20 protein-coding genes are annotated in these 21731 nt (G+C 70.7%); 6 read left to right on the forward strand and 14 right to left on the reverse strand.

All coding sequences use genetic code 11. From position 1 onward, the window contains the following. Positions 1–3 precede the first annotated feature (3 nt). Positions 4–822 carry a DUF4253 domain-containing protein gene (locus FXF51_RS10905; RefSeq protein ID WP_148434187.1) on the reverse strand — a complete coding sequence of 273 codons (819 nt, stop codon included), beginning with the start codon at positions 820–822 and terminating at the stop codon, positions 4–6. 112 nt (positions 823–934) lie between these two features. Between FXF51_RS10905 and FXF51_RS10910 the strand changes: the two genes are divergently transcribed. Further along, on the forward strand, positions 935–1513 hold the full coding sequence (locus FXF51_RS10910; RefSeq protein WP_222871239.1) for an HAD family hydrolase: 579 nt from the start codon (positions 935–937) through the stop codon (positions 1511–1513). On the opposite strand, the gene FXF51_RS10915 is transcribed toward FXF51_RS10910, so the two are convergent. After that, positions 1474–2154: a TenA family protein gene (locus FXF51_RS10915; protein WP_148434189.1), complete on the reverse strand. Its 681-nt coding sequence runs from the start codon at positions 2152–2154 to the stop codon at positions 1474–1476. The genes FXF51_RS10910 and FXF51_RS10915 overlap by 40 nt on opposite strands. Positions 2155–2263: 109 nt before the next feature. Next, positions 2264–3301 carry a TIGR03118 family protein gene (locus tag FXF51_RS10920; protein WP_187414310.1) on the reverse strand — a complete coding sequence of 346 codons (1038 nt, stop codon included), beginning with the start codon at positions 3299–3301 and terminating at the stop codon, positions 2264–2266. Positions 3302–3518: 217 nt separating this feature from the next. Here FXF51_RS10920 and ppgK point away from each other — a divergent pair, with 217 nt between their 5' ends. Next, entirely contained in the window at positions 3519–4253 is a 735-nt protein-coding gene (ppgK, locus tag FXF51_RS10925; protein WP_148434191.1) for a polyphosphate--glucose phosphotransferase, read from the forward strand. Positions 4254–4333: 80 nt separating this feature from the next. Here ppgK and FXF51_RS10930 read toward each other — a convergent pair whose 3' ends face one another. Continuing rightward, positions 4334–4771, reverse strand: coding sequence for a MarR family winged helix-turn-helix transcriptional regulator (locus FXF51_RS10930; RefSeq protein ID WP_148434192.1), 438 nt, complete (start codon positions 4769–4771; stop codon positions 4334–4336). Positions 4772–4928: 157 nt separating this feature from the next. Between FXF51_RS10930 and hrpA the strand changes: the two genes are divergently transcribed. Next, positions 4929–8804: an ATP-dependent RNA helicase HrpA gene (gene hrpA / locus FXF51_RS10935; RefSeq protein ID WP_148434193.1), complete on the forward strand. Its 3876-nt coding sequence runs from the start codon at positions 4929–4931 to the stop codon at positions 8802–8804. Here hrpA and FXF51_RS63705 read toward each other — a convergent pair. Continuing rightward, entirely contained in the window at positions 8794–9558 is a 765-nt protein-coding gene (locus FXF51_RS63705; protein ID WP_148434194.1) for a Uma2 family endonuclease, read from the reverse strand. The genes hrpA and FXF51_RS63705 overlap by 11 nt on opposite strands. Here FXF51_RS63705 and FXF51_RS10945 point away from each other — a divergent pair. Further along, a complete protein-coding gene (locus FXF51_RS10945; RefSeq protein ID WP_148434195.1) occupies positions 9503–10156 on the forward strand; it encodes an HAD family hydrolase in 654 nt (217 codons plus the stop codon). The two genes, FXF51_RS63705 and FXF51_RS10945, sit on opposite strands and share 56 nt — an antisense overlap. On the opposite strand, the gene FXF51_RS10950 is transcribed toward FXF51_RS10945, so the two are convergent. The 7 genes from FXF51_RS10950 to FXF51_RS10980 form a co-directional block, all read right to left on the reverse strand. Beyond that, a complete protein-coding gene (locus FXF51_RS10950; RefSeq protein WP_262379419.1) occupies positions 10149–10472 on the reverse strand; it encodes a DUF5709 domain-containing protein in 324 nt (107 codons plus the stop codon). The genes FXF51_RS10945 and FXF51_RS10950 overlap by 8 nt on opposite strands. Before the next feature lie 33 nt (positions 10473–10505). Further along, complete coding sequence (locus tag FXF51_RS10955; protein ID WP_187414312.1) at positions 10506–11042, reverse strand: hemerythrin domain-containing protein; 537 nt, start codon at positions 11040–11042, stop codon at positions 10506–10508. 23 nt (positions 11043–11065) lie between these two features. Beyond that, a complete protein-coding gene (locus tag FXF51_RS10960; protein ID WP_148434197.1) occupies positions 11066–12613 on the reverse strand; it encodes a gamma-glutamyltransferase family protein in 1548 nt (515 codons plus the stop codon). A 24-nt stretch (positions 12614–12637) separates the two neighbouring features. Beyond that, positions 12638–12949, reverse strand: a complete 312-nt coding sequence (locus FXF51_RS10965) for a MerR family transcriptional regulator (protein WP_148434198.1) — start codon at positions 12947–12949, stop codon at positions 12638–12640. Positions 12950–13005: 56 nt separating this feature from the next. Next, the gene (locus tag FXF51_RS10970; protein ID WP_148434199.1) at positions 13006–13440 is read right to left on the reverse strand and encodes an Hsp20/alpha crystallin family protein; all 435 of its coding nucleotides are present in this window, start codon (positions 13438–13440) and stop codon (positions 13006–13008) included. A gap of 112 nt (positions 13441–13552) precedes the next feature. Continuing rightward, complete coding sequence (locus FXF51_RS10975; protein ID WP_148434200.1) at positions 13553–14806, reverse strand: MFS transporter; 1254 nt, start codon at positions 14804–14806, stop codon at positions 13553–13555. Between the two features lie 104 nt (positions 14807–14910). Beyond that, entirely contained in the window at positions 14911–16644 is a 1734-nt protein-coding gene (locus FXF51_RS10980) for an ABC transporter ATP-binding protein (protein ID WP_316247615.1), read from the reverse strand. A 70-nt stretch (positions 16645–16714) separates the two neighbouring features. Between FXF51_RS10980 and FXF51_RS10985 the strand changes: the two genes are divergently transcribed. Further along, positions 16715–17134, forward strand: a complete 420-nt coding sequence (locus tag FXF51_RS10985) for a MarR family winged helix-turn-helix transcriptional regulator (protein WP_148434202.1) — start codon at positions 16715–16717, stop codon at positions 17132–17134. Positions 17135–17139: 5 nt separating this feature from the next. Here FXF51_RS10985 and FXF51_RS61825 read toward each other — a convergent pair whose 3' ends face one another. Both FXF51_RS61825 and FXF51_RS10995 read right to left on the reverse strand, forming a co-directional pair. After that, positions 17140–18153: an imidazolonepropionase-like domain-containing protein gene (locus tag FXF51_RS61825; RefSeq protein ID WP_222871240.1), complete on the reverse strand. Its 1014-nt coding sequence runs from the start codon at positions 18151–18153 to the stop codon at positions 17140–17142. Between the two features lie 64 nt (positions 18154–18217). After that, on the reverse strand, positions 18218–19375 hold the full coding sequence (locus tag FXF51_RS10995) for a PucR family transcriptional regulator (RefSeq protein WP_148434203.1): 1158 nt from the start codon (positions 19373–19375) through the stop codon (positions 18218–18220). 106 nt (positions 19376–19481) lie between these two features. Between FXF51_RS10995 and FXF51_RS11000 the strand changes: the two genes are divergently transcribed. After that, a complete protein-coding gene (locus FXF51_RS11000) occupies positions 19482–21608 on the forward strand; it encodes a M6 family metalloprotease domain-containing protein (RefSeq protein ID WP_262379420.1) in 2127 nt (708 codons plus the stop codon). Positions 21609–21731 lie beyond the last annotated feature (123 nt).

The following is a 21731-nucleotide window of genomic DNA, read 5'->3' on the forward strand; positions in this document are numbered from 1 at the left end:
CTTTCAGTCCCACCAGAATGACCAGATGTGTCCGCCCGTGATCTGAGCGGCATAACCTTGCAGGTCGCCGGGGCCCTGCACCACGTTGTCCGGGCAGAACGCCCAGTGCTCGGCCGCCACGTGTAACGCGTGCTCGAAGTCGCAGGGCGGCGCGGCCACGCTCAGCTCCAGCGTGTTGAACCCGACGCTCACCACCCGCGCCCCGAACCTGTCCTCCCAGCTCCGCACCACCGCCGCCATCGGCACCATCCACTCGTTGTGGTGCAGCGCGCCCTGCCAGCCCATCACCGCCAGCGCGTCCGAGCTCCGGTCGGCGGCGACCAGGCCGAGCGGCATGCCCCTGGTGGCCAGCTCGCCCGCCAGCCAGTCGGCGACCGCCCCTGGGACGGCCTTCAGCACGCCGGGCGCGGCCGGGCCCGGGCAGATCGCGCCGAACGGCTCCAGCTCGTCCAGCGCGTTCGCCGGCATCTGCATGACCCACTCCTGCCACACCTCCGCCATGAACCCCTCGGCGGTGAAGTGGTCGATCTGGCGGGGGTCGTCCGGCACGACCTGCCCCACCGCCCAGGGCTGCGCCGACTCGTCCAGCAGCAGCGGCCACAGGCCGCTGTGGGGGTGCCATTCGCGCAGCAGCGTCCAGTCCGCCCCGGACACCGGCTCCTCGCTCATCCAGAACGCCGGCCGCGGCGCGTCCCCCTGCCCGGTGTAGCCGGGATCCGGCCAGACCACGTCACCGGGCGGCAGCGCCACGGGCAGCCTGCGCCCCCTGCCGCCGTCGGCGAACAGGGCGCCCAGCTCGCGTGGCAGCCGATGATCGCTCATGCCCTACCGTTCCGATACCGAATCCTGTCTCGGAGATGGTAGTGCCGCCGGTCACTCCGGCACCTGTGGCGGGGGAGCCCTGGAGTGCCGGTGTGGGGCAGAATGCTGTTCCGTGTTCCCCTTCGACGCGGTTCTCACCGACTTCGACGGCGTGCTGCGCCACTTCGACCACGCCGCCCAGGCCGAGATCGAGGCCCGTTACGGGCTGCCTCTGCGCAAGACGGCCTTCGACCCGGGACTGATCCTGCCTCCGACGCTCGGCCACCTGACCGAGGCGCAGTGGGCCGAGTCGATCGCGACGGCGCTCGGCGGGGACGAGCGCGCGCGGCAGGCCGTGGCCGAGTTCATGGCCATCGAGTTCTGGGTGGACGAGGAGGTCAAGGCGCTGCTCGCCAAGGCGCAGGAACGGGTGCCGGTGATCATCGTGACCAACGCCATGGACACGCTGGAGGAGCACATCGACCGGCTCGGGCTGACGTACTTCGCCGACGACGTGGTCAGCAGCGCCAGGGTCGGCGTGGCCAAGCCCGATCCGCGCATCTACCGGATCGCGGCCGAGCGGGCCGGGGCCGACCCCGGGCGCTGCCTGTTCGTGGACGACCGGCTGCCGAACGTGGAGGCCGCCATCGCCCTCGGCATGACCGGCGTGCACTACCGGACGTTGAAGGATCTGGCCGGCGTCCTGAGCTGACCGGCGGCCATGTCGAAGAAGGCCCGCTCCAGCTCCACGGCCCTCCGGAACACGTTCAGCACCTCCTGGCGCCGCTCCTCGCCCATCCCGGCGCCCAGGCGGTCCAGCTCGCCGCGCAGGAAGGCCACCCAGGCGCGGAACCCGGGGCCTTCGTGCAGCTCGATCCACTCCCGGTGCACGAAACGCTCAGGGAGCGGCTGCGCGGCCCGCGAGGCCCAGCCGAGGTAACACCACTCGGCCACGCACAGCACGGCGGCGATCAGCGGGTAGTCCTGCGAGACGCGGACCTCGTCCATGAGCCGCCTGAACGCCGCCGTCACCGGCTCCAGCGGCACCTCGGTGCGCCCGCCCAGCTCGGCCAGCGCCCGGTGGAAGTACGTCTTCTCCTCGGTGGTCGCCACCTGCCCGAGGAAGGTGCCGTACGGCACCCGCGCCTCGAACGTGTCGGCGGCGGCCACGGCCGCGCCGAGCAGTGCCGTGAAGGAGTCCACGAACTGGAAGTCCTGCTCCAGGTAGCGCCGCAGGTCATCGTCGGCCGCCGATCCGTCGTTGATCGCCATCGCGAACGGGTGGGTCACCACGGCCGTCCACTCCGGCTCGCACTGCTGCCTCAGCCACTCGCTGAACGTCTGCTCACTCATGGCCTCCAACCGTAGAGGCCACCGGGCCGGATGGACCGCCGCCCCCTCGCCGTGCTGGGCGAGCTGCGCTTCTCGCCATGGCCAGGGGGCGGCGGCGACTGAGCGCCTGTCAGTACCCGCCGTAGGGATTCTGGGAGGTCGGCTGGGTGTTCGGGGCGCTCGACTGGTGGCCCGCAGGATGCGTCGGGCTGCTCGACGGCGTGCTCGCCGCCCCGTTGGAGCTCACCTTCGTGCCCTGCGGGGCGATGACCCCCAGCAGGCCGTGTTTGGTGCCGTCGATGCCGGCGGAGAACCACAGCGCGCTCTCGCCGCCCGTGGCGGCGGTGCCGGGCTCGAGGTCCCAGAGGCCGGGCAGCACGATCGCCTTGCCGTCGGAGCTGCGCAGCGCGCCCAGGTGGCGGCCGCTCCTGTAGGCGTGGACGGTGCCGTCACCGAAGTTGCCGACCAGCAGCGCGTTCCTGTACTGGCTCCAGCCCTTGGGCGCCGCGGTGATGCCCCAGGGGGCGTTCAGGCCGACGCGGGAGATGCGGCCGGTCAGGCGCCCGCTGGCGTTGAAGCGGCTCACGAAGCCCTTGCCGTTGCCGAAGACGGGCTTGCCGGTGCTCGGGTCGCGCAGGGCGTAGGCGACCCAGATGTTGCCGTTGGCCACCGCCACGTTGTAGGCGTTGTAGCCCCTCGGCAGCGCCCGGTCCCTGAACTGCCACTTGGCCAATTGGATGCGCCGGAAATCCTCGTCGAAGGCGTGGATGCGCCCGCTGGCGAAGTCCGCCGCCAGCAGGAACGCCTCGTCCTCGGTCTGGACGAGCTCCAGGCCCTTGTAGTCGGCGCCGCGCGTGAAGGCGGCGATGATCGCGTTGGCCGGGTCGACCTCCGCGTTCCAGCCGCTGATGGCGCCGCTGGGGCTGGAGAAGATGAAGGTGGCGGGCTTGTCCTTGACGGTGAAGCCCTCACCGGGGTTGAACACCTGGCCTGTCGGGGCACCGCCCGGGATGGCCACCTCCGTCTTCTCCTTCTTGCCCGTGCCGGAGTAGACGGTGGCACTGCCGGTGCCGGTGTTCGACACCCACAGAGTCTTGCCCATGGCCAGGCCCCACGGGTTGACGACCTTGGGGTCGGTGACCGGGGCTTTGCCCTGAACGTCCGACACAAGGTTGATGACGTCGAATCGCGTCCTGGTGGTGGCGTGTGCGGGAGAGGTGAGAGTCGCTCCCAAGACGACCGCAACAGCGCAGAGTGTGATGATGCGTGGCCGCATCCGTTGCCTCCTAGTTAGCGCTTGTGACGCGAGATACGCGGAGGGAAGAGGCGGGGTTCAGCCCGGCCAGAAATAGAGTTATTCGCGCCTGGGGGGAAGATAGACAGTCATGAACGTGCTGGGCATCGACATCGGCGGCTCCGGTATCAAGGGCGCGCCCGTCGACACAGAGGCCGGTGAGCTGCTGGAAGAGCGGCTTCGCATCCCCACACCGCAACCGTCGTCCCCTGACGAGGTGGCCGGAGTGGTGGAGTCGATCTCCCGTCATTTCGGCTGGACCGGTCCGATCGGAGTGACCTTCCCCGGCGTCGTCGTGAACGGCGTCATCAAGACCGCCGCGAACGTGGACCGCTCCTGGGTGGGGGTGGACGCGGCGCACCTGTTCGGCGGGGCCACCGTGCTCAACGACGCCGACGCGGCAGGCCTGGCCGAGGTGCGCTTCGGCGAGGGGCGGGACCGGCGGGGGACCGTCCTGGTGCTGACCTTCGGGACGGGCATCGGCAGCGCCCTGTTCGTGGACGGGGTGCTGGTCCCCAACACCGAGCTGGGGCACCTGGAGCTGAACGGCAAGGAGGCCGAGCACCACGCGTCGGACCGTGCCAGGGAGAAGCACGACCTGAGCTGGGAGAAGTGGGCGGAGCGGGTCGAGGAGTACCTGCGGCACGTCGAGATGTTGTTCTCCCCGTCGCTGATCGTGATCGGCGGGGGCGTCAGCAAGAAGGCGTCCAAGTTCCTGCCGCACGTCCGGCTCGACACGCCCGTGGTGCCGGCCGCGCTGCAGAACCAGGCGGGGATCATCGGCGCCGCGCACGCGGCGGCGGGCCGCATGCAACGCGTGCACTGACGCCCGTCCTCCTGCCGCCTGGGTGCACCCGCGCCCAGGCCATCGAGCCGAGCCCGCATCCCGGTCACGAGCCCAGGCGGTCACTCCGGGCGGGACAGCGCCTCCGCCATGGCGTCGAGCTGCCGCAGCAGCACCTGCGCCTGCGCCTGGTCCAGCCCCGCCGTCATCCGCCGCTCGATCGCCAGCACGTCGGCCCTGGCCGCCTCCAGCGCCCTCTCCCCGGCCTCCGTTAGCCGCGTCGGCAGCGCGCGCCCCGACGGAGCGGAGGCGGGCCGTGAGACCAGCCCCGCCTCCTCCAGGTTGTGCAGCACCACGTTCATCGACTGCCGCGTCACGAACGTCCCGCGCGCCAGCTCGGCGTTCGACAGCTCGGGCCGGCGTCCGAGCAGCTCCATGCACGCGTACTGCGGCGTGGTGAGCCCGTGGGCCCGCAGCGCGGCGTCCATGGCGGCCCTGAGGGCGGTCTGCACCCGCTTGAGCTGATAGCCGATGGTCGGGGCGGCATCGTCGTGCGTCATGTCAGAATTCTGACGTACTCCCCGGCGGCCCCGCCGCACGTGATCGCGATTCACGATCACCGAGACACGGGCGATATTGGGATGCGCGAGGCGGGCGCGTCAGGCACCATGGGCGGTTGGCTCCGGGGATGCGGGGCTCAAATATCCTGAAAGCAGTATGGGAACGCCTTCGTTGTCCTCTCCACTCGCCGAGCTCCAGTCCCGCCTGCCCGAGCTCATGCCGCGCGACCAGCGGCGGTTGCGGCGCAGGCTCGACGGCATGCGCCGGGTACGCTCGCGGGAAGCACGCGACAAGATCGCCGCCGAGATCCTCGCCGACGTGGAACGGGCAGAGCAGCGACTGGTACGGCGCCGCGCAGCCGTACCAGTAGTGAAATATCCGGAAAACCTGCCTGTATCGCAGCGCAAGGACGACATCCTGGAGGCCATCCGTGACCACCAGGTCGTCATCATCGCGGGCGAGACCGGCTCCGGCAAGACCACCCAGATCCCCAAGATCTGCCTGGAGCTGGGCCGGGGCGTACGCGGGCTGATCGGCCACACCCAGCCCCGCCGCATCGCCGCCCGCACGGTCGCCGAGCGCATCGCCGAGGAGCTCGGCACCGGCCTCGGCGAGGTGGTCGGCTACAAGGTCCGCTTCACCGACCAGGCGAGCGACCGCACCCTGGTCAAGCTCATGACCGACGGCATCCTGCTGGCCGAGCTGCAGAACGACCGCCTGCTCGACCAGTACGACACGCTGATCATCGACGAGGCCCACGAGCGCAGCCTCAACATCGACTTCATCCTCGGCTACCTGAAACAGCTCCTGCCCAAGCGCCCCGACCTCAAGGTGATCATCACCAGCGCCACGATCGACCCCGAGCGCTTCTCGCGCCACTTCGACGACGCGCCGATCATCGAGGTCTCCGGCCGCACCTACCCCGTGGAGGTGCGCTACCGGCCGCTGGAGGAGGACGATGACCAGACGCAGGGCATCGTGGACGCCTGCCGCGAGCTGATCAGCGAGGGCCCCGGCGACATCCTGGTGTTCCTGTCGGGCGAGCGGGAGATCCGCGACGCCGCCGACGCGCTGGCCAAGGCCGAGTTCCGCAACACCGAGATCCTGCCGCTCTACGCCCGGCTCAGCGCCGCCGAGCAGCACCGCGTCTTCCAGCGCCACACCGGCCGCCGCGTCGTGCTGGCCACCAACGTCGCCGAGACCTCGCTCACCGTCCCCGGCATCAAGTACGTCGTGGACCCCGGCTTCGCCCGCATCTCCCGCTACAGCCACCGCACCAAGGTGCAGCGCCTGCCGATCGAGCCCATCTCGCAGGCCAGCGCCAACCAGCGCAAGGGCCGCTCGGGGCGTACGTCCGACGGCATCTGCGTCCGCCTGTACGAGGAGGAGGACTTCCTCAACCGGCCGGAGTTCACCGACCCCGAGATCCTGCGCACCAACCTGGCCTCCGTCATCCTGCAGATGACCTCGATCGGGCTCGGCGACATCGAGGCGTTCCCGTTCGTCGAGCCGCCGGACCGCCGCCAGGTCAAGGACGGCGTCAACCTGCTGCACGAGCTGGGCGCGTTCGACGCCCAGAACAACCTCACCGGAGTCGGCCGCAAGCTCGCCCAGCTCCCCGTCGACCCGCGCCTGGGCCGCATGGTCCTGGAGGCCGAGAAGAACGGCTGCCTGCGCGAGGTCATGGTGATCGCCGCCGCGCTGTCCATCCAGGACCCGCGCGAGCGCCCGTCCGACAAGCAGCAGCAGGCCGACGAGAAGCACCGCCGCTTCGCCGACCCCGACTCCGACTTCATGGCCTACCTCAACCTGTGGAACTACCTGCGCGAGAAGCAGCAGGAGCTGTCGTCCAGCGCGTTCCGGCGGTTGTGCAAGGCCGAGTTCCTCAACTACCTGCGCGTACGCGAGTGGCAGGACATCTACAGCCAGGTCCGCCATTCGCTCGGCGCCCAGCCCAACAGCAGCCCAGCCGACGCCCACCACGTGCACACCTCGCTGCTGGTCGGCCTGCTGTCGCACATCGGCGTCAAGGACGTCATGGACAAGCAGCGCGGCGGCGAGGGCGGCCGCAGGCCCATCCAGGAGTACATCGGCGCCCGCAACGCCCGCTTCGCCGTCTTCCCCGGCTCCGCGCTCGCCAGGAAGCAGCCGCAGTGGATCATGTCGGCCGAGCTGGTCGAGACCTCCCGCCTGTGGGCCAGGGTCAACGCCAAGATCGAGCCCGACTGGGTCGAGCCGCTCGCCCAGCACCTCGTCAAGCGCACCTACTCCGAGCCGCACTGGGAGAAGAACCAGGGCGCCGTGATCGCGCTGGAGAAGGTCACCCTGTACGGCGTGCCGCTGGTGACCGGCCGCAAGGTCAACTACGGCCGCATCGACCCCGACCTGTCACGCGAGCTGTTCATCAGGCACGCGCTGGTCGAGGGCGACTGGGACACCCACCACAGGTTCCTCAAGGACAACAGGCGGCTGCTCGGCGAGGTCGAGGAGCTGGAGAACCGCGCCCGCCGCCGCGACATCATGGTCGACGACGAGGCCCTGTTCGACTTCTACGACCAGCGGGTGCCGGCCGAGGTCGTCTCGGCCCGCCACTTCGACTCCTGGTGGAAGAAGACCGGCAAGGAGCAGCCCGACCTGCTCACGTTCTCGCCGGAGATGCTCGTCAACGAGGGCGCCGACATCAGCGCCCGCGACTACCCCGACACCTGGAAACAGCTCGGCCAGCGGATGAAGCTGACCTACCAGTTCGAGCCGGGGGCCGACGCCGACGGCGTCACCGTGCACGTGCCGCTCCAGGTGCTCAACCAGGTCAGCGCCGACGGCTTCGACTGGCAGATCCCCGGCCTGCGCGAAGAGCTGATCACCGCGCTGATCCGCTCTCTGCCCAAGCACCTGCGCCGCAACTTCGTGCCCGCCCCCAACTACGCCAAGCAGGTGCTCGACGGCGTCGAGCAGGGCGGCGAGCCGCTGCTGGCGGCCGTCGAACGCGAGCTGCTGCGCCTGACGGGCGTCCGCGTGCCGCACGACGCCTGGCAGCTCGACCAGGTGCCCGACCACCTGCGCATCACCTACCGGGTGATCGACGAGCGCAGGCGCACGGTCGCCGAGGACAAGGACCTCGACGCGCTCAAGCGCCGCCTGGCGCCGCGCCTGCGCCAGACGCTCTCCCAGGCGGGCGACGACCTGGAGCAGACCGGCCTGCACACCTGGAGCTTCGGCACCCTGCCCAAGGTCTTCGAGCAGGGCCGGATGAAGGGCTACCCGGCTCTGGTCGACGCCGGCGACTCCGTCTCCATCAAGATCTTCGAGACGCAGGCCGAGCAGCGCCGCTCCCACTGGCCCGGCGTGCGCCGCCTGCTCCTGCTCAACGTCACCAACCCGGCCAAGTCGCTGCTCGGCGGCCTGTCCAACCAGGCCAAGCTGGCCCTGTCACGCAGCCCCCACGGCGGCGCCGTCGCGCTCTTCGACGACGTCGTCAACGCCGCCATCGACAAGCTGATGCTCGACTGCGGCGGCCCCGCCTGGGACCCTGTCGGCTTCGACCGCCTCTACCAGCACGTCCGCGCCCACCTGTACGACACGGCCGCCGACGTGCTGGGCCGGGTGGAGCAGATCCTCGCCGTCTGGCACGAGTCGAACGTGCGCCTCGACGCCCTGCGGGCCGGCGCGGCCACGGAGGACGTGCGCGACCAGCTCGGCAAGCTCGTGTACAAGGGCTTCGTCACGGGCACCGGGTATCGGCGGCTGCCCGACATCCTGCGGTACATGTGGGCGATCGACCGCCGGCTCGCCAAGCTGCCGGAGGAGCCGTGGCGGGACCAGGAGTGGATGGACCGGGTGCACAAGGTCGAGGACGACTACCACGACGTGGTGGAGCGGCTGCACCCGGCGCGGCGGGGGGACCCGGACGTGGTGGAGATCCGGTGGATGATCGAGGAGTTGCGGGTGAGCTTCTTCGCTCAGACGCTGGGGACGCCTACGCCTGTGTCGGAGAAGCGGATCGGGAAGGCGCTGGAGAAGCTCACACCATGAAGATCGAGGTGTCGAGCTCGAAGTCGATGGGGGAGGGCAGGTACAGCGGCTTGCCCATGGGGACCGTGCTGATCGCGCGGTACCTGCCGTCTTCGAGGTCGCTGTGCACGGTCACGCTCGGGGATTCGGTGATCGGGTCGATCAGCAGGTAGAGCGCGACCCTGCCGAGGGCGTAGAGGCGCAGCTTGTCCGCGCGGTCGGTGCGGACGCTGCTGGGCGAGATCACCTCGGCGGTCATGAGCACTCCGGATGACAGCAGCTCATCGCCCCAGCGCCGGCAGCCGGGCTCCCACATCACGTAGTCGGGCTGGACGGCGTCGCGCGGACCGTCGATGCAGACATACGGGCCGTAGGTGCCGTGCCAGCCGCGTTCCTTGCACAACCTGTGCAGGGCATGGTGCAGCTCACCGCCTATCAAGAAGTGCTCGGGGGTGCCGGAGGGGCTCACGAGTAGGTTCCCTCCGATGATTTCGGCCCGGAAGCCGGGCAGGGGCGGTAGGGCATCGAACACCTCTCTGATAGTGCGGAAGTGGATCGGCGCAGGTTCGATCGCCATGGCCACCATCGAAACTGTCCCTTCGTGGTCGAACGGGTACGCTAAGTATGTCACCACGCCATCACCCTCAGCGACAGAATCGCATCGTGCTCCGAGGGCATGAAAAAATCCCCCTTGCAGGTATTTCGTCTGAGGGGGATCGATGATCAAAGCTGTGGTGTTCGACGTCGGCGAGACGCTGATCAGCGAGACCCGCATCTGGTCCCGCTGGGCCGAGCGCCTGGGTGTGAGCCACTTCCTGCTGATGGGCCTGCTCGGCGGGATGGCCGCGCTGGACCGCCCGCACGGCGACGCCTTCCGGCTCGTCCGCCCGGGGTTCGACCTGGAGGCCGAGGACGCCGCTTGGGAGCGGGACGACCCCGGCGGGCTGCGCAACCACTTCGACGCCGACGACCTCTACCCCGACGTGCGCGAGGCGCTGTCGGCGCTGCGGGCGGCCGGGTACCAGGTGATCATCGCGGGGAACCAGCCAAGCCGGGCCTACGACGCGCTCGTCGCGATGGAGCTGCCGGCCGACTCGGTGCACACGTCCGAGGGGTGGGGCGTGTCCAAGCCGGAGCCCGGCTTCTTCGCCAAGGTGGCCGCGGTCGCGGGCCGCGAGCCGGCAGAGATCCTCTACGTGGGCGACCGGCTCGACAACGACGTGCTCCCGGCGGCCGCGGCGGGCATGCGCACCGCGCTGCTGCGCCGCGGCCCCTGGGGCTACCTGCACGCCGACCGGCCGGAAGCGCGGGCCGCCGACGTGGTCGCCGACGACCTGCACGCGCTTGTGCCCGCTCTGGAACGCCTTACGTGAGGTTCTCGTCGGGATCGATGCGGACCGCGCGCTCCTCGGCCGACAGGTCGTCATCGTCGTCGAGGTAGTCCACGCCGATCTCCTCGTCGTCCCGGTCCGGCTCCAGCCCCTCGTCCGGCTGCGTCAGCCGATGCTTGGGGCGGGGCTCGTGCAGGCGCTCGGGTGCCTCCCGGCGCAGGCGTTCGTCGAGGGTGTCCCGGCGCGCGGGATCGTCCTCGACGACTTCGTGGCGGAGGCCGAGATCGTCAGTCCACTCACTGACTTCGATCTCCTGCTCGTCCGCCATGCCGTGCCGGTTCGGAGGTGTTTCGGTCATATGCGCCCCCTACCCATAGAGCGGGCCGAAATCCTAGGACTTGCCCTCCTGAATGGCCTGCGCCAACTCTTCCTTGCCCATCTGGGAGCGTCCGGAGATGCCGGCCTGCTGCGCCTGCTCGTACAGCTCGGCCCTGGTGGGCTCGGTGGGGGAGCCGAGCGCTGCCAGCTCCTCGGCCCTGCGCTGCTGGAACGCCTTGCCGAGCCGCTCCAGCTCCTTGGCGTCGGCCGACTTCTTCAGTGAGGGCAGGAGCTTGGTCTCCTCCTCCTCGACGTGGTGGTTGATGGACTCGATGAGATCGTCGAGGGCCTTGGCGAACTCCGCCGTGCCCGGCCGCGCCCGTACGAGCGAGTCGAGCAGGACCTCCGCCTCCTTGTGCTCCTCGACGCTGTGGTGGGCGTCGATGCCCGGGTAGACGCGGTCCTCCTCGGCGCGCGCGTGCGCGAGCAGGAGCGCGTGCAGTTCGAAGACGAGCGCCTTCTGGTCGCCCTGCCCCTTCTTGAGCTTGTCGAAGATGCCTTCCACGACCCTGTGGTCCTGCGTGATGAGAGTGATGACGTCCGTAGCCATGGTGTGGCTCGCTACCCGGACGGTCAGCATCCAATCGCCGCGCCCACCAGGGATCGCGGGTCGGCCGCGCCGGCCAGCATCCCGTCGGGGCGCACGTCGATCAGGTGGGCGTGGCCGAACGAGCCCCCGTACGGCAGCGCCGCCACCCGGTGCCCGACGGCCGCGAGCCCGTCGGCCCAGGTCGCGCCCTCCTCCAGGTCGAGTACGGCGTCGTCGGGGGCGTCCCAGGTGTCGAAGCCGGTGCCGCCCGTGCCCAGCCGCCAGCGCGGCGCGGAGATCGCCTGCCCCGGCTCCTCGCCGTGCAGCAGCAGGCGGGTGATGACCTGCAGCAGGATCTGGGGCTGCGCGTCGCCGCCCATCGTGCCCGCGACCGAGCGGAGGGTGCCGTCGCGGCGGGTGATCAGTGCGGGCGTGAGCGTGTGGGGCGGGCGCCTGCCGGGGCCGTACTCGGCGGGGTGGCCGGGCTTGAGGGAGAAGCCGATGCCGCGGTTGTGGAGGTTGATGCCGGTACGGGGTTCGAAGAGCATGCTGCCGAACCCGGCCGCGTTCGACTGGATCAGCGACACGCCCATGCCGTCGGCGTCGACCGCGCACAGGTACGTCGTGTCGCCGGCCTCGGCGGGGGCGCGCAGCCGCAGCCGGGAGGCCGGGTCGATGAGCGCCCGCCGCCTGGCGGTCTCGGCCGGGTCGAGCAGGTCCTTGGCGGCCTCGTGCAGCACGTCGAGCCGGTCGTGCCCGGCGACCCTGGCGGCTTCGGCCAGCAGGTGCGCCCAGGCGGGATGGCGGGGCGAGGCGGGCACGTCGAGCCCCTCGGCGATGGCCAGCGAGCGCAGCAGCAGATAACCCTGCGAGTTGGGCGGCATCGACCAGACGTCGTGGCCGAACGCGCGCACCTTCAGCGGCTCGACCCAGTCGGCGCCCGGCGCGGCCAGGTCGGCCTCGGTGTACTCGCCGGCGCCCAGCCCGATCAGGCCCTGCCCGAACTCGCCCAGGTAGAAGCCGTCCCGGCCGTGGCCGGCCACGGCACGCAGTGCGCGGGCCACACCGGGCCTCGTCATGCGGTCGCCCGCGGCGCGTACGGAGGCGAAGTCGGAGCCCCCGGGCCGGCGCGCCGCGCCCAGGGCGCCGGCCACCATCAGCGGTGAGGCGGGGAAGCCGTGATCGGCCAGCCTGATCGCGGGCGCGAGCAGCTCCGCCAGCGGCAGGCGGCCGTGGTGGGCGTGCAGCGCCACCCAGCCGTCCACGCAGCCGGGCACCGGCACGGACCTGATGTCGTGCAGGTGCGGCATGCGCGCGTGCCCCTCGGCGCGCAGCCGGACGGGGTCGGCGCCGGACCCCGCCCGCCCGGAGGCGTTGAGCGCGCTCACCCCGCGGCCCGGCTCGTGGACCAGCGCGAACAGGTCGCCGCCGAGGCCGCACATGTGCGGGGCGACGACGGCGAGCACGGCGTTGGTGGCGATGGCCGCGTCCGCGGCAGAGCCGCCACGCTCCAGCATCGTCAGCCCGGCCGCCGAGGCCAGGTGGTCGACGCTGCACACCATGCCGGAGGGCGCGTATCTGGTGTTGTGCACGTCACGAGGGTACGCGCTGCGTGCTCACTCCTGGTCGCGCAGTCGGGCGTGGGCCTTCTTGAGCTCACGGCGGAGCACGGCGACCTCGTGCTCCAGCTCCAGGATGCGGCGGATGGCGATGAGCGTCATGCCCTCCTGGGTCATGCGGGTCACATGCTGCACGACGATGATGTCGCGGCGTGAGTACCGCCGCTGGCCGCCGCTGGACCGGCTCGGCCTGATGACGTCGTGCTGGTCGAGCCTGCGCAGGAACGCCTGCTGCACCTGGAGCATCTCCGCCACCTGCCCGAGCGAGTAGAGCGGCGCGTGTTCGTCGTCGAACGGCAGGTTCGGCATGCTTCCATTCTCCTCGTGGCGCGGGGGCGGGGGAACACCCGCCCCCGTACCGCGCGTCAGGCCTTGATGGCCTTGGCCTGGCCGCGCTGGATCGCCACCTTGCGCGGCTTGGCCCGCTCCAGGACCGGGATGCGGACGGTCAGCACGCCGTCGGCGTACCCGGCGTCGATCTTGTCGCTGTCGAGGTGCTCCGACAGGTAGACGCGCCGGGTGAACGTGCCCATGGTCCGCTCCCTGACGAACAGGCGCTCGTCCTCGGCGATCTCCTCCTCGCGGCGGGCGCTGACGCTCAGGACGCCGCGGTCCACCGTCACCTCGATGGAGTCGGGGTCGATGCCGGGCAGGTCGAACCGCAGGAGCACGTCGTCGGCGCGACGCAGCCCGTCCATCGGCATCACGGCGCCGCCGCCGTTGTCGAAGCTCTGACGGGCCAGGCGGTTGAACTGGCGCTCGAACTCCTGGAAGAACGGGTCGATCGAGGTCAACAACATGTTCCACCCTCCTCGTGGATGATCGGTTGCAGCTAACCTCTAACTTCAGTTGTAGGTTACCTGCTCACTGAGATCAAACCAAGAGGGGTGAGGAAGAAAATTCCCCTTGAAGTCAGGCGTTCTCGAGGCTCGGCCGCAACCTGACCGCCTGCCTGAACGTGCGCCCCGACAGCCGGGCCAGCGCCACGGCCGTGAGCAGCGCGGCGGCCACGCAGGACACGCCGCCGGCCTCCAGCGCGACCCGCGGGCCGAGCGTGTCGCTGAGCCAGCCCAGCAGCGGCCCGCCGACGGCGCCCGCGCCCGCGCTGACGATGGACAGGGCCGCGATGACCCGGCCGCGCATGTTCTCGGGGCTGTCGAGCTGCGCCCTGGCGGAGACGGTGGTGTCGAGCGCCACCGCGCCGGCCGCGATCGGCAGCATCAGGGCCGCGAACGTCCACACCGACGGCATCAGCCCGCTCAGCGCCTGCGCCACGCCCGTCACGAACGCCGTGATCAGCAGCAGCCTGAGCGTCAGGTGCGGCCTGGTGGCGGCCAGGAAGCCGCCCAGCACGGTGCCGACGGCGAAGACCGTGGACAGCAGGCCGTAACCGGCGGCGCCCGACTCCAGCGGGCCGGCGCTCATGGCCGCCATGGTGACCTGGTAGTTGCGGCCGACGCTGCCCGAGACGAACCAGAGCGCGAGGACGGCCAGCAGCCACGGCGTGCGCAGCACGTACCGCAGCCCGTCGAGCACGGCGCCCGGCTGCCGTCCGGCGGCGGCCAGCACGTGGAACTCCGCGCGCCGCATGGCCGCGACGGCGGCGATGACCACGAAGAAGCTGGCGGCGTTGATCACGAAGAGCCCGCCCATGCCGGTGAACGGCAGCAGCACGCCCGCCAGGCTCATGCCCAGGATGCGGCCCGCGGAGTTCAGGATCGAGCCGAGCGCCATCGCGTTCGGCAGGTCGGCGGGCGGCACCACCTCGGCGCCGAAGCGGCCGAGCGCGGGGCCGCCGAGCGCGTTGACCACGCCGCCGGCCAGTGCCACGGCGTAGATGGGCAGCACGGAGCGCACGTCGGCGAACGCGATGACCGCCAGTACGGCGGCGAGCGCGGCCTGCGCGATCTGGGCGGCGACCACGACGGGCCGGCTGGGCAGCCGGTCGGCGAGCGCGCCGCCCCACATGCCGAGCAGCAGCGTCGGCAGGGCCTGCATGACGAGGCTCAGCCCGACGCTGGTCGCCGAGCCGGTGAGGGTGAGGATGAGCCAGTTGACGCCCAGCACCTGCATCCAGGTGCCGGTGACGGAGACGATGTCAGCTCCCGCCCAGAGCCGGTAATTGTGGTGACGCAGGGCTCTGAACGTGGAGGAGGAGGGGAGCAAAACGGATCCTTGCCTTGAAGATGCACCGCGGGAACAAACGCACTGTTCCGGCGGGCCGATTCCGGTCTGACCGGAATGTGAGGCAAGACACGTTTAAAACGCAGTCAAACGAGTTCGAGGGGTTGATCGCGGCTCACGAGGGTCGCGTACTGGCCGCCGCGGGCCATCAGCTCGTCGTGGGTGCCGCGTTCCACGACCCGCCCGCGGTCGAGCACCACGATCTGGTCCGCGTCGCGGATCGTGGACAGGCGGTGGGCGATCGTGATCGTCGTACGGCCCCGCGCCAGCGCGTCGAGCGCCTGCTGCACGGCCAGCTCCGTCTGCGTGTCCAGCGAGCTGGTGGCCTCGTCGAGGATCAGCACCGGCGGGTCGCGCAGCAGCGTGCGGGCGATGGCCAGGCGCTGCTTCTCCCCTCCGGAGAACCGGTAGCCGCGCTCGCCGACCAGCGTGTCGTAGCCGTCGGGCAGCGAGGCGATGTGGTCGTGGATGCGCGCGGCCCGCGCCGCCGCCTCCAGCTCCTCGTCGGTCGCCGAGGGACGGGCGAAGCGCAGGTTCTCCGCGATCGAGGCGTGGAACAGGTACGTCTCCTGCGACACCACGCCGACGGCGTCGCTCAGCGTCTCGAACGTCAGCTCCCGCACGTCCACGCCGTCGATCGTGACGCGGCCGCCGGTGACGTCGTACAGGCGGGGCAGCAGGTAGCTCAGCGTCGTCTTGCCCGAGCCCGTCTCGCCCACGATCGCCAGGCCGGTGCCGGCGGGGACGGTGACGTCCACGTCCGCCAGCGTCGGCTCGTCGCCGTAGGCGAAGTCGACGTGCTCGAAGCGGACCTCGCCGCGCACGCCGTCGAGCCGCCGCGTGCCGGGGTGGATGTCCACCGGCAGGTCCAGGTACTCGAAGATGCGGCCGAACAGCGCCAGCGAGGTCTGCACCTCGACCCCGAGCCGCAGCAGCGAGACCGCCGGCCTGAACAGGCTCGTCTGCAACGTGGTGAAGGCCACCAGCGTGCCCACCGAGATCGCCCCGGTGTGGCCGACCGCCCAGTAGATCGCCGCCGGCATCGCCGCCATCACGATCTGGATGGACGACTGCCGCCACCGCCCGGCCATGCTGGTGCGCACGCCCAGCTCGGCCAGCTCGTCGGAGGCCTTGCCGAAGCGCTCGGTCAGCTCGGCGGAGCGGCCCATCGTGCGGCCCAGCAGGATGCCGCTGATCGACAGCGACTCCTGCACCATGGAGGCGATGGTGGCCAGCTTGCGCTGCCGCTCGGAGGTGATGCGCTTGCGCTCGGCGCCGACCTTGCGGCTGATCAGCACGAACACGGGCAGCAGCGCGAGCGAGATCAGGGTGAGCCGCCAGTCGAGCGCGATCATGGCGACGATCGTGGCGATCACGGTGGTCAGGTTGGAGACGAGGGAGGCGGCGGTCGAGGTGACGACCGCCTGCATGCCGCCGATGTCGTTGGCGATGCGCGACTGCACCTCGCCGGTCCTGGTCCTGGTGAAGAAGGCCAGCGACATGCGCTGGAGGTGGTTGTAGACCGCGATGCGCAGGTCGTGCATCACCCGCTGGCCCACGGTGGTCGACACCAGCGTCTGCAGCGTGTCGAACACGCTCGTGACGACGGCCACGACGACCATGCCCAGCGCGAGCAGCGTGAGCAGCGCGGCGTCGCGTGCCGGGATCGCCACGTCGAGCACCTCGCGCAGCAGGAACGGCGAGGCCAGCGAGACCAGCGAGGACAGCAGGATGAGCGAGGCCACCACGCCGAGGCGGGCGCGGTAGGCGCCGAACAGTTTGACGATGCGCCCGAGCGGCGCGCGTGGTTCCTCCGCCAAATCGGGGCCCCCTTTCAGATGTCCACTCAAACAGAGGTTAGCTCATAATTGTTCCGCTAAACTGATCCGCATGGCAGAAAAGGAGCTCGCCGAGCTCTTGTTCCTGGTCGGCAAGCGGTTGCGGCACGGTTACATCCATCGGCTGGTGCCGTTGGGGCTCAACCCCGGCCAGGCGCGGGCGTTGCGGGCGCTGGCGGACGCGGAGCGGCCCATGCGCATGGTCAGGCTCGCCGACGAGCTGCGGATCGTGCCGCGATCACTCACGCCGGTCGTGGACGCGCTGGAGGAGGCCGGGCTGGTGCGCAGGGAGGTCGATCCGGCCAACCGCCGCTCGACGCTGCTCGTGATCACGCCCGGGGGCAGGGAGCTGGCCGAGCAGGCCCGCGACGCGCGCAGGCGGGCGGGGGAGGAGCTGTTCGAGGTGCTGTCGGAGGAACAGCGCGGGCAGCTCGGCGAGCTGCTGATGCTGGTGGACGCGCAATTCCGGTGAGCGGGTCAGGCGGTCTGGGCGAGGGTGCCGCCGACGACCGTGCCCAGGCACGGCGGCCCGGCCAGCAACGCCGAGTACGGGTAGCGCCCGCGCGCGTCGTACACGGCGAAGTCGGCGCGGGCGCCGGGCGCCAGCGCCCCGATCCTGCCCTTGCCCCGGTCCATGCCCAGCGCCCTGGCCCCGCCCAGCGTGGCGGCCTCCACCAGCCGGCGGTCCAGCCCGCGGGGCCGCAGGCCGCGCTCGCGCACGTGCCGCCGCACGGCCGCCGCCGACCCGAGCGGCCCGGCCGGGCCGGTGTCGCAGAAGGCGACGACGTTGCCCTCCTCCAGCAGGGCGAGAGCGTCCTCGGCCGCCGGGTACAGCGCGACCACGGTCCTGCGCAGCCGCAGCAGCTTGCGCTCGCCCGGGTCGAGCGGCCTGGCGCACACCACGTGGCACAGCGAGCCCAGCACCCCTGCCTCGTCCAGCGCGGCGGGGGAGTGCCGGTCGAGGTCGACCAGCAGGCGCAGCCCGAACGTCCTGGCGAGCACGGCCACGTCCTCCAGCACCAGGGAGTCGCGGGTGTGCACGGCGATCCCGACCGCGCAGGGCCGGTCGATCTCGCGGATGGCGGTGATGACGGCGTCCCGCTCGACGTCCTCCCACTCCTGCTCGCTGCCGCTCGTCACCTCGATGTAGGAGACGCCGCGGAAGCCGCCGGAGTCGGCCAGGTCGGAGACCACGCGGGCGCGCGCGGTCACTCCCGGCGCGGCGGACGGCCCGGCGGACGGACCGGCCGAGCACGCGTCCACCAGACCAGCCACGATCATGCCCCGCCAGCGCACCTCCTCGGCGGCCGGGTGGGACGTCAGCAGGTCGGCCCGGGGGCCGACGGAGATCACCCGTTCGTCCCGGGTCGCCACCGCGCCGTCGCGGAAGGGCTCGGCGCACATGGGCAGGACGAGCGGCGCGGAGTGGATCACCACCGGTGCGGGCGCGCGCCGGCCCAGCATCGGCCTGGCACGCTTCACGGACGGCATTTCCTACTCCCCGTCAGAAATCAGCCCTCAGAGCATTAAACGTGAATCCGTGACATCACCGCAATCAGGGCGAATGATGTGAATCTCTAGGTAAGTAGCGCCCCGACAATCGGGCGAGCTTGAGGCTGAGATGCAGCGCCAGCCGTTCGCCGCCGTCCTTCAGATCCGTGCGCGCCAGCTCCTCCACCCGTTGCAGCCGGTAGTACAGCGACGTGCGGTGCAGCCGCAGCGCCCGCGAGGTCGCCACCGCGCTCCCCGCCAGGTCCAGGTACGTCTCCAGCGTCTCCAGCAGCGGCAGGTACTGCGCGTCGGCGAGCAGCCCTTCGAGCCCCGGATGCAGCTCCTGGTCCGGCACCCGGGTGAGCATCCGGTACACGCCCAGCCGCGCCCACTCCGCCGTGCGCCCGAGCCCGGGCACCCGCGCGACCACCTCGGCCGCGTGCCTGGCCTCCTGGTACGATCCCGCCGCCTGCGCCAGCGCCGGCCGGGGCCTGCCGATCCCCACCACCACCGGCACCGGCATGGCCGCGTGCAGGTCGTCGGCGGGGACCGGCGGCCCGGCGGTGAGCAGCACGGCGTGGTCGTAGCGCACCAGGTGCAGCGGATGGTGCCCGCTCAGCCGCCGCCGCAGCGCGAGCAGCCCCTGCTCCAGCGCCAGCCGCAGCGCGTCGTCCGGCTCGGCCGTGCGCGGCCTGGCCACCTGTACGCTCACCGGCTGTGCCTGCGGGAACGCGCCGGCCTCGATGAGCTGCTCGGCGGCGTCCCGCTCGCCGAGCAGCAGCCCGGTGACCGCCTCCAGCTCGCGGTGCGAGGCGAGCCCGCTGGCCAGGCTCTCGTGGAACAGCGCCAGGGCCAGCCCGGGCGCGGTGGCGGCGGCCTCGGCGACGCCGGCGTCCGTCATGGGCGGGTCGGCGTCGATCAGCCAGAGGAACCCGAGCAGCGCGTCCGCGTGCCTGATCGGCACGCAGACGCGCGGCAGCAGGCCCAGGTGCGGGGCGCCGGGCGTGCGCAGCGGCTCGGTGGCCTCGTGGACGCCGGCGTCCCGCAGCCACTGCCGCACCTCCGGCACGGTGTGCCGGCGCAGGATGGAGTCGCGGCGCACGTCGTCCATGGCGCCGCTTTGCTCGCTGTACGCCACGACGCGCTGGACGCGGTCCTCCAGCAGGGCAGGGCGGTCGAGCCGGGCGGCCAACTCGTCAACGGTCCGCTGGAGATCCGCCACATTCCCACCTCTACGTGGATTTTTCGTCAAATGACGGAATCGTCACTACGTGTCTTCCCTACAACTGCTCGGTGATCTCCGTCAATAACGTCTATACCGTCAATCCGTGAACGCCCCGAAGAAGCTGCTGAAGGGTTTGCTGGCGGCCATCGTGCTGATCCCGGTGAGCCTGATGGCGACCCCTGCTTCCGCAGCACCCCCCGAGGATCCCGAGCACCCGTGGCGGCTGGACCACTGGCCGCAAACGCAGCCCTGGCAGTCGGACACCCCCCTCGACGACGCCCAGGCCCTGCGCACCCGCCCCTTACCGGGCGACCTCAAGCCCATCGACCCGCAAAACTGGGAGAATCCCGACAACATGACCTGGGCGGACTACAAGAGGCCGCCCGGCACCACCTGGAACGACCCAGCGGTCAAGGGGTCGCAGCGCACCTTCAAGGGCGCGCTCGTCCTGCTCGACTACCCCAACCAGCAGTTCGTGGTGACCCAGCCCAAGGGCTCGACGGTCTTCGGCAACCCGAGCGCCGAGGCCCACGACGTCCCGCGCGAGCAGGTCGCGAAGTTCTACCAGGACTTCCTCAACACCCCGAACGACCTCAACAAGGGGCACACCATCCATGAGTACTGGATGGAGGACTCCGGCGGGCGGATCGGCGTGGAGCTGACCGGGTTCGGTCCCTACACGATGCCCGGCAAGGACCACGAGTACGCGATGGAGTACCAGCGCAGCGCGTGCCCCGCGGGTGACACCTGCACCAAGAACCTGCGCACCGACGGGAACGCCGCCTGGCTCGCCGCCGTCGGCCCCGACGTGGCCGCGCAGTACGACTTCGTCTTCTACCTGAGCGCCGGCCAGGACGAATCGTCCACCTGGCAGGAGTTCGGCATGATGAAGTTCCCCACCAAGGAGGACGTGACCGACGAGTGGGGCCCGCCGGACCCCGCGCTGCCCAACTGGTCGCCCACCCGCTACGTCGAGTGGACCTCCTGGCAGGCCGGATCCTCGTTCTGGCCCAACGCCCGCTTCGGCATCGACTCGGTGCAGGCCGAGAGCTCGGGCATGGCGGTCTACGCCCATGAGCTGAGCCACATCATGGGCATCGCCGACAACTACAACAACCCCTACGCCACACCGGTGAACAGGGCCTACACCGGCATCTGGGAGATGCTCAGCCGCGGCAGCTTCAACGGCCCAGGCGGCCCGCACTCCCGCTGGCTGATCCCGCCCACCGGCGGCGCGTCCATGGGCGCCCACCACATGCTGCGCAACAAGATCAAGCTGGGCATGGTGGACGAGCAGAACGTGCTGCGGCTCTCCCGCGAGGCGCTCGACGAGTCGGGCCTGGTCACGGCCAAGGTCACGGCCCGCGCCGTGCAGCCGGGCGAGAGCGGCCTGTCGGGCGTCAACATCTCCTTCGACACCGGCGACAAGAGCCCCGCCTGCGACGTCACCACCAACCCGCTCTGCGACGGCGGCGGCTGGGAGAACTACACCGTCGAGGTCGTGGACCGGATGGGCAGCGACTCCTTCACCCCCGACGCGGGCGTGCTGCTGGCCAAGACCAAGAACGAGGACCGCGGCCCCGGCTGGAAGCTCCCGGCGTTCGAGTGGGTGATCGACGCCAACCCGCAGGACATCGGCCTGACCGACTACGTCCTGCCCGACGGGACCAAGGTGCCGATCACGATCGGCGACTACCGGCAGCTCTCCGACGCGCTCTTCCACGCCGGCACCGACTCCGGCAGCGAGTACGAGTACGTCGACGAGGCCAACCGCCTGCACTTCTACATCACGGACGTGCACCGCAACCGCGAGGGCGAGCTGTCCTACACCGTCGCGATCCGCTCGCTCGACGGCGCGGGGCCGCAGCGGCGCGGGCTCAAGCTGCTGCCCGCCGCGGGCATCCCCACCGCCAGGAACATCTCCACCTGCAAGTTCCCGCTGTTCAACACGGGCAAGGCGGCGGCGGCCCAGGGGCAGCACCCGGAGGACGTCAGCGCGTACCTGAAGTCCGACCTCTACCGGCTCAAGGCCGAGGTGCAGGGCAAGGGCTGGACCGCCCAACTGCCCAATGCGCTGGCCTCCGTCGCGTTCGGCAAGCAGTCGCTCGTGACCGTCAACGCCGTGCGTGAGGCGGGCGGCGACCGGCTGGCCAGGGTCAAGCTCACCGCCACGTCGGAGAGCGATCCCAGCAAGACCATGACGGCCACCTGTCATGTGATCGGAATCTGAGTGAACGATGGGGTACGGCTGGCGCAAGCCGTACCCCATCGGCTTGAATCACCCCCAAAGGGGGTGTTCGTTGACAGGGGACAACCTTCCGGATAAACCACGACGAAGAAAGGTGCCCTGGGC

The sequence above is a fragment of the Nonomuraea sp. PA05 genome (assembly GCF_008086045.1).
GTDB lineage: Bacteria > Actinomycetota > Actinomycetes > Streptosporangiales > Streptosporangiaceae > Nonomuraea > Nonomuraea monospora.